The sequence below is a fragment of the Candidatus Kryptoniota bacterium genome, from assembly GCA_036567965.1.
Lineage (GTDB): Bacteria > Bacteroidota > Ignavibacteria > Kryptoniales > JAKASW01 > JAKASW01.
On sequence record DATCTN010000031.1, the window covers coordinates 496,127 to 513,174 of the forward strand.

The 17,048-nt window shown below is 49.9% G+C and carries 16 protein-coding genes; 13 read left to right on the top strand and 3 right to left on the bottom strand.

Going from position 1 to position 17,048, the window contains the following annotated elements; genetic code table 11:
* Window positions 1-3 precede the first annotated feature (3 nt).
* Together mtgA and VIS48_16865 are read left to right on the top strand one after the other, a co-directional pair.
* On the top strand, window positions 4-714 hold the full coding sequence (gene mtgA / locus VIS48_16860; GenBank protein HEY9167825.1) for a monofunctional biosynthetic peptidoglycan transglycosylase: 711 nt from the start codon (window positions 4-6) through the stop codon (window positions 712-714).
* Window positions 715-1,365 (top strand): RNA-binding domain-containing protein, encoded by a 651-nt coding sequence (locus tag VIS48_16865; GenBank protein ID HEY9167826.1) that lies wholly within the window; start codon window positions 715-717, stop codon window positions 1,363-1,365.
* A 139-nt stretch (window positions 1,366-1,504) separates the two neighbouring features.
* Here VIS48_16865 and VIS48_16870 read toward each other — a convergent pair whose 3' ends face one another.
* Together VIS48_16870 and VIS48_16875 are read right to left on the bottom strand one after the other, a co-directional pair.
* Window positions 1,505-2,077, bottom strand: a complete 573-nt coding sequence (locus tag VIS48_16870; GenBank protein ID HEY9167827.1) for a TrmH family RNA methyltransferase — start codon at window positions 2,075-2,077, stop codon at window positions 1,505-1,507.
* Window positions 2,070-2,375, bottom strand: a complete 306-nt coding sequence (locus VIS48_16875) for a hypothetical protein (GenBank protein ID HEY9167828.1) — start codon at window positions 2,373-2,375, stop codon at window positions 2,070-2,072. The genes VIS48_16870 and VIS48_16875 overlap by 8 nt, the downstream gene beginning before the upstream one ends.
* Window positions 2,376-2,387: 12 nt before the next feature.
* Here VIS48_16875 and thrB point away from each other — a divergent pair, with 12 nt between their 5' ends.
* The 9 genes from thrB to VIS48_16920 all read left to right on the top strand — a co-directional run bounded on the left by thrB (window position 2,388) and on the right by VIS48_16920 (window position 12,049).
* Complete coding sequence (gene thrB, locus VIS48_16880; protein ID HEY9167829.1) at window positions 2,388-3,392, top strand: homoserine kinase; 1,005 nt, start codon at window positions 2,388-2,390, stop codon at window positions 3,390-3,392.
* 1 nt (window position 3,393) lies between these two features.
* Window positions 3,394-4,698: a ribosome biogenesis GTPase Der gene (gene der / locus VIS48_16885; GenBank protein HEY9167830.1), complete on the top strand. Its 1,305-nt coding sequence runs from the start codon at window positions 3,394-3,396 to the stop codon at window positions 4,696-4,698.
* Between the two features lie 164 nt (window positions 4,699-4,862).
* Window positions 4,863-5,573, top strand: coding sequence for an ABC transporter ATP-binding protein (locus tag VIS48_16890; GenBank protein HEY9167831.1), 711 nt, complete (start codon window positions 4,863-4,865; stop codon window positions 5,571-5,573).
* Between the two features lie 7 nt (window positions 5,574-5,580).
* Complete coding sequence (locus tag VIS48_16895; protein HEY9167832.1) at window positions 5,581-7,233, top strand: hypothetical protein; 1,653 nt, start codon at window positions 5,581-5,583, stop codon at window positions 7,231-7,233.
* Between the two features lie 97 nt (window positions 7,234-7,330).
* Entirely contained in the window at window positions 7,331-8,920 is a 1,590-nt protein-coding gene (locus VIS48_16900) for a T9SS type A sorting domain-containing protein (protein ID HEY9167833.1), read from the top strand.
* Between the two features lie 97 nt (window positions 8,921-9,017).
* A complete protein-coding gene (locus VIS48_16905; protein HEY9167834.1) occupies window positions 9,018-9,260 on the top strand; it encodes a hypothetical protein in 243 nt (80 codons plus the stop codon).
* 123 nt (window positions 9,261-9,383) lie between these two features.
* Window positions 9,384-10,262, top strand: coding sequence for a WYL domain-containing transcriptional regulator (locus tag VIS48_16910; protein HEY9167835.1), 879 nt, complete (start codon window positions 9,384-9,386; stop codon window positions 10,260-10,262).
* Between the two features lie 125 nt (window positions 10,263-10,387).
* Complete coding sequence (locus VIS48_16915; GenBank protein ID HEY9167836.1) at window positions 10,388-10,738, top strand: hypothetical protein; 351 nt, start codon at window positions 10,388-10,390, stop codon at window positions 10,736-10,738.
* Between the two features lie 279 nt (window positions 10,739-11,017).
* A complete protein-coding gene (locus VIS48_16920; GenBank protein HEY9167837.1) occupies window positions 11,018-12,049 on the top strand; it encodes a two-component regulator propeller domain-containing protein in 1,032 nt (343 codons plus the stop codon).
* 141 nt (window positions 12,050-12,190) lie between these two features.
* Here VIS48_16920 and VIS48_16925 read toward each other — a convergent pair whose 3' ends face one another.
* On the bottom strand, window positions 12,191-13,126 hold the full coding sequence (locus VIS48_16925; protein ID HEY9167838.1) for a DUF4402 domain-containing protein: 936 nt from the start codon (window positions 13,124-13,126) through the stop codon (window positions 12,191-12,193).
* Between the two features lie 415 nt (window positions 13,127-13,541).
* On the opposite strand from VIS48_16925, the gene VIS48_16930 reads away from it, so the two are divergent.
* Window positions 13,542-13,970, top strand: a complete 429-nt coding sequence (locus VIS48_16930) for a hypothetical protein (GenBank protein HEY9167839.1) — start codon at window positions 13,542-13,544, stop codon at window positions 13,968-13,970.
* 617 nt (window positions 13,971-14,587) lie between these two features.
* On the top strand, window positions 14,588-17,048 hold a 2,461-nt coding region (locus VIS48_16935; GenBank protein HEY9167840.1), incomplete at its 3' end, for a GLUG motif-containing protein.

The window sequence follows — 17,048 nt, forward strand, 5'->3', positions numbered from 1 at the left end:
CCGATGCCGGCTGAAATCCGAACTCGTCATGTCGTTCGAAATTCTGCAGCCTTAATTGTTCTTGTCCTCCTCGTCGTGGAAGCTGTCATGCTCCCGTTCCCGTGGACGGTTGCAAAACTGAAAATGTCAAATCCGAAGTCGACGGCACTTATGGACGAGAGAATTAAAGACGCAAAAACAAATCATGAACCGTTCTTCATCCGCCATACTTTTGTTCCCTTGTCACAAATCTCACCTTCTCTGATCCATGCGGTGATTGTCGCGGAGGACGGAACGTTCTTTGAGCACAACGGCGTCGACTGGTACGAAGTCAAGGAATCTCTGGAGAAGAATTGGGAAGAAAAGCGGATAGTGAGGGGATCGAGCACCATTACCATGCAGCTGGCGAAAAACTTGTGGTTTTCCACCAGCCGGGATCCTCTCACGAAGATGAACGAGGTGATCGCGGCATATATGCTCGAACACTATTTGACGAAAGACAGGATACTTGAGCTCTACCTCAACGAGATCGAATTCGGCCGTGGAATTTTCGGCGTCGAATCTGCAAGCAAGGTTTATTTCGGAACGTCCGCATCCCAGGTTACACGTGAAGAGTGCCTCCGGCTTGCAGCGATAATCCCGAGTCCTATCAGGCACGATCCTAACACAGACTCCCGGTTTGTGTCGAACAGGCTCGAAATCATCTCGTTGAGAATGGAAGCAAGAGGCTGGTGAATGGATATCAGTGAACTGAAGGCGTTGATCTCCGAGGGAGAGAATTTCAAGATTGAATTCAAACGGCAATTCAGCTCCGTGGAAAAAATCGCGAAGGAACTGATAGCCTTCGCTAATACAAAAGGTGGGATGATACTCTTCGGTGTTGATGACGACGGGACGATATACGGAGTTGAAAGCGAGAAGTCCGAAATGGACCTCATATACGAAGCGGCGAGAGATTATTGCGAGCCGCGAATTGAACCGATAGTCCAGGTCATCGAGTTGAACAGGAAGGATATCGTCGTCGCGATAGTTGAGGAAAGCGGGAAGAAACCTCACCGCCTGCAGGATTACAGGAATTTCGTTTCCAGCGACGCGAAAGTCTATATCAGGATTAACGACAAGAGTGTTATCGCGAGCAGGGAGGTTGTAAAGATACTCGAGAGCGAAAGTTCGGACAGCGAACCGCTCTCGATAATCATCGGGGACAGCGAGCGAAGACTCTTTAAGCATCTCGAGGAGAAAAACAGGATCACGGTGAAGGAATACGCTAAACTCGTGAACATAAGTGAGAGACGCGCGTCCAGAATCCTCGTCAACCTCGTGAGGGCCGGCGTAATCCGAATCTATACGGACGAGAAGAACGAGTATTTCACGTCAGCCTTCTAATGTGCATGAGGGCGAACAGGAAAATGAGCCGGGGGAAATCTACGGTAAATGGTTTACGATTGAGAATTTGGAACCAACGAAGAGTCGCGAGATATGTTAAAAAGTTGAGAGGCTGAATGCGGAAAATGACGAGGGATGCTTACACCTGTCGTTGATTCTTCAATTCAGATTTCGAGTTAACTTCACAATACATTTCGTACAGTCTGTAGACGGCGATCCCGTAAGCTACTGCGACATTTAACGAGTGTTTCACACCTTTCATCGGAATGTCTACGGCGATATCCGCGTAATCCACTAGCTCTTTGGATATTCCACCGATCTCGTTTCCCACGGCAATGCAAACCGGAAACAGGTTGCGAGGCAGCTCCCAGATTGGAACGCTTTCCCTCGTTTGTTCGAGGACCACGAACTTTAGTCCCGCAGACTTGATTTCCTGAACCGCTTCGACAGCTTTTTTATGGTATGACCATGGTACACTTTCCACTGCGCCGAGTGCTGTCTTGGAAATTTCAGGACGAGGCGGGTGCGGAGTGAATCCGGTAAGATATAGTTTTGAGAGAAGAATGGCGTCCGAAGTCCTGAAGATCGATCCCACATTGTAAAGACTCCTGACATTTTCGAGAAATCCATATATGGGGGAACGCTTCTCGGATGCAGCTTGATCCACCGTCAGCCTTCTCGCCGATATTTCCGAGTAAGAGAGCTTATGCACCGGCGGAGACTTGCCGTTTCGATCTCCCGAACCAGATCCTATAAAAGACAATCTCCAGGACGGTCAGGAGCATGAGTGAAAGTGAATCGCTATTCAGGATTTCGTTTATTCCCGTTTCTCCGAAAGCGAGATGTATGATGAATGATGAAAACGTCCACGCCGCCGTGAAGACGATTCCGGCAAATAAAATTAGGAGAAACGCCTCTCCGAGGGTTTCTTCGTGGTATCTCTTCGCGAAAAGATAAGTGCCGGCCGTAATGTGCATCCAGAAGATCAAAACAGGAATCATGGCACGCACAAAATCTCACTCATGTCCATGAAAATCAAGGATGACTCAGCACAAACTTCCGTTGTAAAATCTCCATCGCGCAGATATATTTTAGTAAAGGAGTTTAATCTGAAAGTTGTAGTTCCGGCGTCAACTTCCAACCTCGGGCCCGGGTTCGACACGCTCGGTCTTGCCGTGAATCGATACATGGTCATAGAATCGGATCCGGCGGATTCTCTTCATATCGAAGTATCCGGCGAAGGGTCGGCGGGGATCCCAAAAGACGAGAATAATCTTGTCGTCGTCGCCATGAAGAAGATTCTAGGCGAGGTGCCGCGTTTGAGTATAAGGATCGATAACGGAATCCCGGAATGTGGCGGATTCGGCGCGAGCGGCGCCGCAATCATTGGTGGCCTCCTGCTGGCAAACGAAATGTCGGGAAAGAAGTTCGCCGACACTGATATTTATAATCTCGCGATAGAGCTCGAGGGTCATCCCGACAATGTCAGCGCGGCGCTGTACGGAGGAATGATCGTGAATGCCCGGAATGGCGATGGCAAATATTCTCACATAAAAATCGACATCGGCGAGAAACTGAAGTTTGCGGTGCTCCTCCCGGACAACAAGATCGAAACTGAAACAGCAAGGAAGCTCCTTCCCTCCAGCATAACCCTGAAGGAGGCAGTTACGAATGTCCAGCACAGTTCACTCCTGGTCGCTGCGATTTCTACGGGCAACTACGAATTGATCAGATACGCCGTAAGAGATGAGATTCATGAAAAGCACAGGAAGAAATTGATACCGCATTTTGAGCTCTTCAATAAGGTGGCACTTGAGGGCGGAGCCCTCGCCTTCACAATCAGCGGAGCAGGGTCGGCCTGTATCGCGTTCTGCACGGACCACTGCGAAGGGGTTGTAGATGCGTTCGCCGGAATGATCCGCGGCATGAACCTGAACTGGCGCGCCGAAATGATGGAGCCGGTGAATAAGGGAGCTGAGGTCGCCTCGGGCAAATTCAAAACGGTGGGTCTGGGCGGCGGGAAATAATATGTCGACGATCGCGATAGTCGGGAGGCCCAATGTCGGTAAATCGACACTTTTCAATCGCATCATAGGCGGGCGACACGCTATCGTTGACGACAAACCGGGCGTCACACGCGACAGGATATACGGGTCATTCGACTGGCGGGGAAAGACCTATACTCTCATCGATACAGGCGGGTTCGTGCCGGACTCGAAGAACGTTTTTGAGAAAGCTATCAGGGAACAGGCGCAATACGCCGTTGATGAGGCGGACGCGATCATTCTTGTGGTCGACGGCTCGGCAGGCCCGCATCCAATCGACAAAGAGCTCGCAAATATCCTTCGAAAAAAAAGCAAGAAGGTCGTCCTGGTTGTAAACAAGATCGACGACTTGAAACACGAAAAAAGTGTAGCCCAGTTCTCGGAGCTCGGTTTCAGCAACATGATGGGGGTCTCGGCCCAGCTGGGAAGAAACGTCGGCGATTTTCTCGACGAGACGGTGAAGACAATTCCGGACAGCACGACAGAGATCGACACAGAAGGGGCCAAGAGAATTGCGATCATAGGAAAACCTAATGTCGGCAAGTCCTCCCTGGTTAATCTCCTCCTTGGAGAAAACCGTTCGATCGTAACAGACGTTCCAGGCACGACGCGGGACTCGGTCGACACGGCTCTGAAGTTCAACGGTGAGGAGTTGATCCTGGTCGATACCGCCGGCCTCCGAAAGAAAAGCAAGATCAAGGAATCTGTCGAGTTCTTCAGCACTCTGCGGACATTTCAGGCGGTCGAGCGCTGCGACGTGGCGATCGTTTTGTTCGACGCATCGGTCGGAGTCGAGAAACAAGACCTGCAGATCGTAGACTATACGATCGAGCAGGGAAAACCCGTCATAATCGGAGTGAACAAGTGGGACCTCGTCGACAAGAAGGGCGTTACAACATCCGAATATGAGGAAGAGATAAAAAAGAGATTGAGGATTCTCGATTTCGTACCGGTCTTATTCATATCGGTAACAAAGAACCTGCGTGTTCAGAAGCTGCTCTCGAACGCGGTCCGGCTTATTCGCTCTGCGAAAGTCAAATTGAAAACAAGTGAGTTAAACGACTATCTTCTTCCTCTCATTGAACGGACCCCGCCGTTTTCAAAAACAGGGAAGGAAATCAGGATAAAGTACATTACTCAGGTTGATAGCAAGCTGCCGACTTTTGCGATGTTTACAAATCTTCCCGAGGAAATCTCGATAACATATCGTCGGTTCCTCGAGAACAGGATTCGAGAGAAATTCGGGTTCCAGGGTGTCCCTATTAGACTTGTCTTTAAGCAGAAGTAGATTGACCTCAATTAATAAGGGAAACTAAATTCAGATGCGATCATGTTTATAGGACGGGTAGCAGGCTTGGAGAGGGCGATGAACTCTTGTATGAAGATGGATGAATTAGCGGAGAGATTGCCGATTCATTCGTTGTACAGAATTCAGAAATCACGGGAACGTTCATGCTGAAGCTGGAGTCGCTCACCAAGAAATTCGGCTCATTCGTCGCGGTGGAAGATTTGTCGTTGACTGTCGAGGCCGGAGACATTTATGGTTTCCTCGGTCCCAACGGAGCCGGGAAGACAACCACAATAAAAATGATTGCCACGCTCCTCAAGCCGAGTTCCGGTAGAGTCATGATAAACGGCGTAGAGGCGCACGCACATCCGGAGGACGCAAAGAAACATCTTTCCTATGTCCCTGATCAGCCGTTTCTGTATGACAAGCTGAGCGGAGGGGAGTTTCTCCTGTTTGTCGCAAAGATGTATAGGATGACGAAGGAGGAGGCGGCGAGGGGAATATCCGAGGTGTCCGAGATATTTGAAGTAACTCCATGGCTGAACAAGCGTATCGAAGACTACTCACAGGGAATGAGGCAACGGCTTGTCCTTGCCTCCGCACTCATGCACAGGCCGAAACTGATCGTCATCGATGAACCGATGGTCGGGCTCGATCCGCGCGGCGCAGAAACGTTCAAAAACCAGGTTAGACTTGCGGCCGCCAATGGCACCGCAGTGTTTCTGACCACCCATCAGCTTTCACTTGCGAGAGACGTCTGCACAAAGATCGCGGTCATCAGGACGAGCCGACTTGTCTTCGAGGGCGGGATGGACGAGTTCGCGGGCGACGGAGTGGATCGACTCGAGAAGAGATATTTGGAACTGACGTCGTGATCGGTTTATGCTGAAAGAACTCATAAAGATAAAACTGAAGCTTCTTTATCTCGAAAGCGGAAAACGGCTCAGCCGACATCTGGCGCGATCGCTCTTCTCCCTTTTGACTTTCGCCCTGTTCGCGTATCTCACCTTCGGTGTCGTCAAATTCACGACAAGTTATCTATTGACCAGCGCCAAGATTGGCTTATTCCTTTATCACCGGCTTCTCGCGCTCGGCCTCTTCGTCTTCTTTGCTATCGTGAGTGTGGCAAACATTCTTGTTTCATTTTCGACCGTGTTTAGAAACACCGAGGCTGAATTTCTCCATTCTCTTCCGCTTAAGCCTGTGGACATTTTTGTGTCGAAATTCCTCGACTCTTTTCTTTACAGTTCGGCCCTTATGCTTGTCCTGATACTCGCCGCGGTAGCCGGTTACGCGAGTTACTTCGAGGCGGGAATCACGGCCACACTCGGTCTTCTCCTCGCGGTGCTGCCTCTCGTCTTCTCGGCCGCTTGCATCGGTTCGATCGTCCTTCTCCTGATTCTCAAAATTTCCAGGAAGATTTCTATCCGGGTTGCAGTTGCTTTCGTGACGCTTCTTTATGCCGGGAGCACATATGTTTATATAGAGCTCAATAATCCGTTCAAATTGTTCAACGATGTTATGAAATATTACCCCCACATCGATCGTTACCTCGGTGCGCTCGATCCGAAGCCGGATTATTTCGCGCCAAGTTTCTGGGCTGCCAATTTTTTCTACTTTTCGACGACAAATAATATCGTGGGTGCCGCGGCCTCGGCACTGATCGTGTGCGCGATCGCTGTCGGCCTTTTCATTCTTATGTTCAAGCTCGCGGATAGATATTACAAGGACGCGTTCTGGATCGCGCGTGAGAAACTTTTTGAGCGGAAACTCAGACACAAGAACGGAAACGGCGAGCTCTTCGCGAGCCGGTCAGGGAAGCCGATCTCGCTCCTGAAAAGGGACTTCCTCATGTTTATCCGCGAGCCGAGCCAGACATTCCACTTCATCGTCCTCTTGATCCTGATCGGAGTCTTTCTCTCCAATCTGTTCGCGATGCGCATCTATCTTGCCGACACATTCATAATCACTTCATCTTTCACGCTCATTTTCGCTTTCGATAGCTTCCTGGTCGTCGCCCTCGCCGTACGATTCGTCTATCCCATGCTCAGTCTCGAAGGAGAAACTATCTGGCTTATCAGGTCGTCACCCGTAAAGCTAAAGGATGTTTTTTATTCGAAACTTCTTCCGAGTGTCGTGGTCCTGTCGGTTATCGGAACCGTGCTTGGTTATGCGGCGCCCTCGCCATTCAAGAAGTTTCATAACCTGATACCTACCAGCATGGCCTACGGTCTTGCGGGCGGAATAATTTTTCCTGCGCTGGTACTGGTATTCGGCGGCGCTTTCGTCGACTACAAGGAGAAAAATGCCGTGAGGATATCGTCATCCCACGGCGCTACTATATCACTTCTGGTTTCACTGGGCCTGATGGTGATCATGAGCTCGGTGGTGTTCAACCAGTCGTTCCAGTATTTTTCATCCAACGGTCAGCTCCAGGCCGAGCTGTGGGGATTATGGATTCTCGCGCTCATCGGACTGGGCTGTGTCGCGCTTGCGCGGTTCTTCGGCGTCCGGGCATTGAAAATCGATTTGTAAAATTCAATCTTCGATCACGCGCTTCGGGCATGATTGATCGGGGCGAATGTTCTCAAGGCGGCATAAAGGAGGCAGAAATTTGGATCAGGCGGTGAAAATGAGAACGACTATCCTAATCTATTTTTGTCTGCTGGGCAGAATTGTCCACGCGCAGTCATCGGCGGTTTCCGTTGCGGGCGATTCTAATTACAAAAGCTGGGGATGGAACGCGATCGTACTCAATAACGGTTTGATAACGCATGCGACTGTTCCGGCGATAGGCGGGCGGGTCATGCAGTACGATCTCGGCGAACTTCCGTCGGTTTTCATAAATTCTTCCGAGGTAGGGAACGTTTACTCGCCTAAGCTGGATGGACAATGGCACAACTTTGGCGGATACAAAACCTGGCCTGCACCGCAGAGTGCGTGGAACACCGGCGGGTGGCCGCCTCCTCCGAACCTCGATTACGGAAACTATTCGGTCCTCGATACAGTCTCCTGGGGAGATTCGGCTTCTGTGTCTGTTCTCGGTCCTGTCGAACAGTGGTACGCACCCGGAATCAGATTTCTCCGAAAGGCAACAGTCTACAAAGGAACAAGCAGGGTCAGGATGGACCAGACGATGATCAACCAGGGCCCGACGGACGCATCATGGAGCATGTGGAGCATAACACAATCGATAGTTAGTCATCCAGGGCGAACAGACTACGGGAATTACTGGGCATACTTTCCGATCAACCCGAACAGTGTTTACGGGCCCACAGGTGTGAGTCCGCAAGGCGGCAATAGTCAGGCGTGGAAAGGGGAGGTGGCACCGGGAATCTACGGTGTCCAGTTCGCTACTCTCGGGGCGAAAATTTACGCCGACCCGGATAAGGGCTGGATCGCTTACTCGGATGTCTCCGACACTGTCACGTTCATCAGGACCTTCGACGTTTACGACACGGCCCAATATCCCGATAGCGGTGCGCGCGTGTCAGTATATGTAAGCGGGAGTGCTCCTCCGATATACATGGAAATCGAAGTGAAGGGCCCGATCGTGGATCTTCCGGCGTCAGGCGGACAGTATACTTTTACAGAGAATTGGTGGGCGGCGAAAATGAGAGGGCCAGTTCTCTGCGTCGATTCCGTCGGTGCAATTGCCGATAGCTTGACGTACAACCCGAATTCTCATTTGTTGTCCGGCGATTTCGGCGTGTTCTATGCTGGCACAGTGAAAGCGGTATTCCTCGATTCCGGTGGCGGCATCGTATCTGGTGGAGAAACTCACCAGATTACCCCGCTCGAAGAGTTTCAGCTGAATGAATTTGTTACAATCCCCGATAGCGCGAAAACGGTTCAACTGGTGATGCTGAATAAAGGCGGCGATACCGTCGGCATACTTGAGAGCGAGGAGATTCGATCGATTACTACCTCTGTAAAAAAGGGGATTTCCGATCTTGCAGCTTCATTCGAGCTGTCTCCCAACTATCCGAACCCGTTCAACGGTGGAACGGTAATTAAATTTCACAATTCGAAAACCGCCGGCGGCTCGCTGAAGATATTCGATATTCTTGGCCGCGAAATCGCGACACTTGCTTCCGGGAAGATAGACGCCGGTTACCACACGTATGTCTGGAACCCTGAAAACCTACCGAGCGGAATCTATTTCGCCAGGATGCAAGTTGAAGGAAAGACCCTGATCCAGAAAATGGCTTATCTGAGATGACCGGCGGATCTTTGCTGCGAATATTATCATTTGGTGATAAGACTTTAACAGCACCTACGCTTTATTCTTTCGTAGACGTACGAAAGGAGAATTGAAAATGATCGAGCTTGATTTTGATGGAGTGAGAAATTCAAACGGAAATCAGAGAGACAACATTCTCAGGGACGCGATCGATGCTTCCTTCAGGTCATGCGGCAGGATAGACGAATTCTTCATAATAAGTTATCTGATAGGGAGGATCGTACCCGATGGCGCTTGCGACAAACGTGCGCGGCTGTCCGTCACCGGTAGCCTGCGCGATCAGTCTGGTTTTCGGTGCGATCCGGGATCGAATAATTGATTCGGTGTCAATGTTGGCCGGATGTTGATTGCATTGAGAATGAGAAGTCGCAAGAATAAAAAGATCACGATCAATTTGTTCATGGAATTCTCTGGTGCGCAATTATTGTACGCGTAAGACGGCATGACCGCGCGGACTGATCTCAACGCGAGCCGGACAAAGACTGCCCGGCAAATTGAAATGCTTGCGCTCGTGGAGAAGAACCCCGGCACAAATTCGGTGGCCGACCTCTGCGATTTGTTCCATGTTGAAGTGGCCACTCTCAACCGTGATTTGCGTGAATTACGCGAGATGGGGTTCGATATCCACAGCATCAAGGGTAAATTGATTCTCCTGAATGATCTCGTTGAGAAAGACTATCGGGTCCTCCTCGCATCTTACCTCGGTTCTGTCGGTGGGATAATCAGTTTCCCGAAAAACATTTCGTTGACCGTGAAACAATTAAAGGGAAAGACTCTCGGCATTTTCACATCTCTCGTCGCGGCAATCGGGTCGAGTGAGAAAATTGAAATTAGTTATGTCAGGCATCAGGATTCGCAATTGATGAAATATACTCTTGAACCGTACGACATCATTCCCGGCAACCGCGATTGGAGGCTGATAGCGATGTCGAACGGAATCTTCAAGCAGTTCATTGTCGGAGGCATCACGTCGATCACGCAAACGGGCGAGACATTTAAGCGCTCGCCTGAATATTCGGCAAACGATTACTACGCCGGGAGTTTCGGCTTCTTCAGCGGGAAAAATGTCTTCGAAGTGGTTCTCGAGTTTGACAAGAGAGTTTCAAGGATCATCAGCAGCCGAACATGGAGCGAGGACCAGGAAATCACGCCGCACAAGAACGGCGGGGTAACACTCAAAATGAAAGTGAACTCAATCGAGGAAGTGGGGAGCTGGGTGTTGTCCTGGGGCGGCGACGTAATAGTAGTGAAGCCGAAAGAGCTTAAGAAATACGTCACGGATAAGGCGGCGGGCATCCTGGCGCGAAACAAAAGACGATAATAACCCGCACGCCGGTTCGGCTGGGTCTATCTCCCCGAGTACACTGCAGCACATTTATTATCATTCAATGATACGATTTCTCCATCGGTGAGATACTATATATCTACCGTAAAATGGAGAATGTCATGGAGAACTATCTGGACGCAGTACAGAACGTAGTGATGATCGGGGAAGGAGAATACAGGGTAACATTCCGGGCAAGCAATAAAACAGAAAGCATATCAGGCCGCGTGAGCGAAGAACAAGAGCCATACTCTGTTTACTCTATGATCGCAAGATGTGAAAATGCGGACTACAGATTCATAGCGGAAGGCGACTTGGGGGAATGCGTAAGCATTTACGATGATCATAGATCTGCTGAGACCGTAGAGAAAAACGACATGGACAAATGGCAAATCGGCGATCTCGCAAACGGGATATTGGTTTCTCTCGTGGATAGGGAAATGCTCACTCCATATCCTATCGAAGACGATTAATGCAGTCGTAATTCTTCGTTAGCGATCGTCAGGGCTTATCGGTGGGAACCATTTACTTACGGCTCCTCGTTTAATTCTTTTGGTCGCAGCGTGCACCAGAATTCATAAAGGCCACTTTGTCATTTGGTCGCTTGAATTTTCTTGGGGACGCTGGCCGGTCAGAGGAGAGTGTCTGGATTAAATATGCTATATTCTTGGGAGCGTTAAGCTATTTTCACAGAGGATTCTATTTCATTTCCATCCGCCTTTTAATGGTCAAATAATAAAATGGGAGGTCACATGATCGAGAGATCCAATTATTTATTGATTTTGCGGAATTGGTTTGGAAAAAAGGTTTTCACCACCACTGTCGTGGCGGTCGTTTTGTTTCTGCTTTTGATTGCTGGATCACGCCCTGTCCTGTCTCAGTGTTTGGAAGTCTATGGAATGAGGAGCGGGCTTCCGGGATTAAATGTCCAGGCGATCGCGTTTGACGCCCAGGGAAACGCGTGGGCGGGTACTGAAAATGGGTTGGCTGAATATCAGGGGAAGAAAGGATGGGTTGCGCATAAGGACTCTCTCCTTCGCAACAATCAGATTTTCTCTCTGGCAATCGACAACATGGGACAGAAATGGATTGGGACAGAAAAGACCGGCCTGCTGATGTATGATGGAAGACAGTGGACAAAGTACGACAAGGATAACTCACCCATTCCGGACAACACGGTGTATCGAGTTGTAATAGATTCGAGAGGTACGAAGTGGGTCGGAACCTATAAAGGGTTGGCGGAATTTGACGGAAAGAATTGGACGATCTACCTTAAAGACACCACCATCACCGCGATCTTCATAGACAGGTCAGACAACATGTGGATCGGTACCTATAGAGAGGGACTGAGAAGACTCGCTAAAGGTGCAAGGACATCGGAACCCCAGAGTTCAAAGCTAAAGGGCGAAAATATCTGGGCGGTGGCGGCCGCAGGAAACACCGGTTTCACATGGGCTGGCAGCAGCAGTCCTGGTGATCTTTCGAACTTCGACGGCGTGAACTGGACTAATGTACCAGCTTACTCCGCTACTCTCGCTTCATTCACCACTGGGCTCGACAACGTCACGTCGATCGCTGTCGACACATTTGGGAACCTGTGGGTCGGGACGTACGGCCGGGGACTTGTCGAGTATGATGGTTCGAACTGGTGGACTTACACGAGGGACACTCCGATAATCAGACTTCCGAACAACACGATTCAGACAATTGCCGTGGACAAAGACGGCAACAAATGGGTCGGGACACATGGCGGAGTGGTGTTCATTCCGAAGTGCATGAAGTAAACATACCTGGAAGTGCCCATCGAGCATTCGGCTCGATATAGTTATAAAACTTATGTCCGGAACAAAAGAGGAGCGATATTTGTCGCTCCTCTTTCATGAACGCCGCTAGGGAACCAAGCTGAGGCGGTCCCGGAATGAATGTCAGTAATGAATCGTCAGTGTAAACGGGCCGCTGTAGTTTCCCGCGGGCTGGCCGCTTGGAATTGCCGCCAGCGATCCGCCAAGCCAGAAGTAATAATTCCCCGCGCTTCCTGTCGTTCCGCCCAGCGTGACTGTACTGCCGTTCGCTACGGATGTAGAACTCGAACGGGATGCCGATGATTGTGCCCCATAAAGGCTCGGAGTGTATGTCAAATTGTTGCCGCCCGATGACAGGCTTGCGCTTGCAGGATATGTTACAGTCACTGAGCTTCCGCCGTTTCCGGTGGCCGTAATCGAAACGGCGCTTGAGCTCGTCTGTGCATTTATGGCCGCGGGAGTTGTGCCTGCTACAACCGTGCCGAAGGTAAGCGGTCCGCTCGAAGCAAGGGTCAAACTCTGGATCACGGTACACGTCACGGTGATAGTTGCTGTTCGATTGGGAGTTCCGCCCGCGTTGTAGGAAGCCCGCACCACGAAATTTCCAGTATACGTTCCTGAAGGGACGGTCCCCGACAAATTTATCGAGCCGTAAATGTAGATGTAGGCATAATAGTTTGCACCGGTTCTATAGCTGAGTACGAAGTTAGCGGCTGTGGATGTGAAAGCGGTCGCAGCGCCGGGATTGTCCGCAGTATTGTTGTATGCCGCCGCCCACGTGTAAGTGACGCTGTTCGCGCCGCTCGTAAGCGTCGCCGGGGGCACGAGCGTGACATAGACCCGCCTCTTGGTGCCGCGTATTGTCACCTTGCCTTCGGAAGCATTTGCAAGCGCGACGGAATAAATGCCTCCTCCAGAGACGACTGTACCGAACGCCAGGTTGCTATTTGCGGTTACGGTTGGTTGGGCCGGCGTTGTTAAGCTGGTCGATAGTACCATCAACGAAGAAATGACAGCGATCGCCGCGAATGACCTGTAGACTGAACGTTTCTTGTTCATCTCGCAATATTCTTTGACCGACCGATGTTTCCGTGCCACGTCTCAACTCGACGAATGGTGCAGCATTATGGACGCGAACCACATCGCTAACCGAGTCGATGGAAACTTATAATGCGCTTGATCGAAAATCAACTTTTCGGTGTAGCCGGTGTCAAAGACCTGTTTTTTCCTTCTTAAGATCGCCGGGGGCGCTGACCGCGGTGAGCCCTTACAACTCCGGTGAAATCGAGGCGGCGAACCGCTTCACACTCATGATGGTGGGAATTTCCGGCGCAAGCTATAAATTATGACACTAGCAGATATCGCGGGGGATGATTTTGCGTTCCGACTATTGGTCACCACATGGAGTCGTGCAATGATGGAAACTTCAACGGGCTCAAGACATTTTGTCCTCATCTTGAGGGGACTGCGTAAGATGGAGAAAAGAAAAATGCGTTGCCGCAGGGATCCAATTTCTTTTTTGGCCAGATTAGTCCAGGGCGGATGCTATGCGCTGGTATTCATGATCTGTATCAGCGGATGTACACGATCCGGTAGACCGGATCTCCGCGTTACCGATGTCTTCAAATCCGATTCGCTATTTGGTCTGGTCGTGAATAATCTCAGCGAGAAAAGGATCGTGATGCTGGGAGATAATGAGCATGGAAACGGTTATTACATGAGGTTAGTAACCGCTGTACTTAATTGCTGGGTCGATGATTTGGAGATGGAACAGCGTCAGCAACGAAGGGAAATCGACTGGCATAATTTACATCCCGGGCATAGCTTACCCACGAAGCTCTTTCTCTTCGTGGAGCAGTTCACACACCTCAATGCGTTAGAATCAAATAGAATCGCAGCTTGAGAGGGGTATTATTGGGGACTTCCGGGAATAAATTGCACAAAGAACTTGCACAAATTCCTTACACAAATCCTTTCTATCTTTATCTATGTGTGGTTAGGTTCGAGTCCTGCCCGAGGAGCAACCGGGCTAAATGTCTTAACTGATCCGTACGACCCAGCTAACAAATTGCACATGGTCAGTTTCTGCCAAGCCTCCTTCCGCGTCTTCGAACAGCATCTCAGTTTCCTTACCTATTTCCTTCCGGGCTGCTCTGAATATCAAAGGCAAAGTAGCCAGGCAACAATAAATAGGATGGAACCCCATCACTTTCGAGTACGTTACGGATTTGGTTGGACTAAACTGAGAAGCCGCCCGGAAATAGAAGTAAACCAAGCTGCGAGTTTATATGTAGGCCTGCGTTCAACGCTCATTACATGATTCATTCAATAGGGCCTTTGTGTCTTGACGAAGAAGAGAGGGACACATGTTCTGGGACAAAACTTTGAGTTAGGAAGATTCAGAATGACGGGATTTGAAGACTATCTCATCGCGGAGATGGAAAGTCAATGCCAATCGCACCCACATTCTGATTAGGTTGTATACACATTATTAAGGAGCGCGAGAGGAATGGAGGAGAGATGACTCGGTGGGTTTACAATTTTGCGGCAGTCGTGTTAAGCGTATTGTTCAATGCTCTAGGTACCTTTTCACAGACAGCTGTTAGACCTTCCGGCAGTGGCACTGCCGGAGATCCATACCGGGTTGACTCTCTCGCCAATCTCGCCTGGATCCAGCAGGCGGTGAACGATACGGCATGGGGTGCGTATTACTTGCAGACTGCCAACATAGCTGCATCTTCGGATACTGGATGGGATTCGGATAGCGGATTTACACCGATTGGAAATTCCACGACACATTTTACAGGCGCTTACGACGGGAATGGATACACTATCTCTGGGTTGTACATTGCTCGTGGCAGCGGACTTCAGGTTGGGATGTTTGGTTGGACTCAGGGAGCAACATTGAAAAATATCGGACTCGTCCATGTATTCATCACCGGGAGAGTAGACGTCGGCGCACTTGCAGGCTACAACGGTTCGGCGATAACGGACTGCTACAGTACCGGTTCCGTTAATGGGACCAACACAACCAGTAATAATGATATAGGTGGTCTCGTCGGCATGAATCTAGATGGAGCGATAAGTGAGGATTACAGCACCGCTACGGTGAGCGGACAGTCGTACGTCGGCGGGCTCGTTGGAGAAAATTATACCGGCTCAACGATAAGTAACAGCTATAGTACGGGAAATGTCACCAGCGTGCTGAGATATGCAGGAGGGCTGGTCGGTAACAATGCGTACGGTACAATATCAAATAGCTACAGCCTGGGAAAAGCAACCGCTGGAATAGCGTATGAGGGGGGACTTGCCGGCTCTAACAGCGCTACAATAGTCAACTGTTTCTGGAATACGGATTCCTCCGGATCGACCGGCATCGGCGGAGGGAGCATAACTGGTGCTGCAGGCAAAACCTCACTAGAGTTGAAGGACCCTCTTACGTTTACAAACGCTGGATGGGACACTTCTGTTTGGTATATGGGCGATGGAGTTAACGACGGGTACCCATATCCGAAATTCCAGTACCCTGACGGAACGCATTTAGTGGTGTCAGTCACTCCTTTCGGCAGTGGCACATCGAGTGTCCCGTACCTCGTAGCCACTCTCGATAATCTTTATTGGATAACACAGCACGCAAGTTCCTGGACATCAAGGTTCAAACAAACTGCAGACATAGATGCATCGCAAACCTCAGGCTGGGATTCGAGTGCCGGGTTTTCGCCGATAGGAAATAGTATATCGCCCTTTGCCGGCACATATGATGGAGGTGGGTTTGCAATCTCAAGCCTGAGCATTTCCCGTGAAAATTCTGATTATGTAGGTTTGTTCGGATTATCTGATGGTGGCAATGTGAAGAATATCGGGCTTGTCAATGAGAACATCGCCGGGGCAAGTCACGTCGGTGGGTTAATCGGCTATAATGAATTCGATTCGGTATCCGCCAGCTACAGTACCGGTATAATCCGCGGCGTTAGCCAGGTCGGTGGGTTAGTTGGCATTAATAATGACGCCATTATGTCGAAGGTCTTCAGCACTGCTTCAGTCGGAGGAGATACAGCGGTTGGCGGGCTCGTCGGATTTAATGTCAAAACTTTTACGGGCAGCACCATAGTTAATAGTTTCAGCAAGGGGGCTGTTACTTGTGCAGACACTCTGGGTGGCGGACTTGTGGGATTAAACTACGAATCTATAATAATATTCTGTTACAGTACCGGGAGTGTGGCGGGTGCAAGTAATGTTGGCGGACTTTTGGGTTCTCTCGACGGTGGCAGTACTATTTTAGGCGACTTCTGGGATGTACAAACATCAGGTCAAACCACTAGCGCCGCTGGCACAGGTGAGAGCACTGCGGCAATGAAAACGGAATCAACATTTGCTGGTGCAGGTTGGGACTTTAGCAGTACCTGGGTCGTAAACGCCGGCGTCAATAGCGGCTATCCATACCTCCAGTCTGTGACAGATTACTCCCTCCCCGTCCAGGCGACGGACTTCCTGGCCACTGCCGACATGGGGTCGGTTACACTCTCATGGAAGACACGATCCGAAGTTAACAATACCGGATTCAATATCCTTCGCGAAGATCCTGGTACATCCTCATTCAAACTCATCTCGAGTTACACGATCAACGATAGTCTAAAAGGTCTCGGTACCAGCAGCACAGGAAGAAGCTATGACTTCACGGACAACAAAGTAATCTCAGGAGCCACTTATCATTACAAGATACAGAGTGTATCTACCTACGGTACTACAAAAGACTTGTCAACTCTCACCGTTACTGTAAATGTACCGAAGAATTATGCATTGTATCAGAACTATCCGAACCCGTTCAACCCGAGTACGGCAATACGGTTTGATCTGAAACAAGCTTCTAATGTGACGTTAGAGATATACAACACATTAGGACAAAGGGTGGAGAAATGGAGTAATGGAGTAATGGGTGCAGGCAGATACAATGAAGTGGTGAACATGTCACGATACGCGA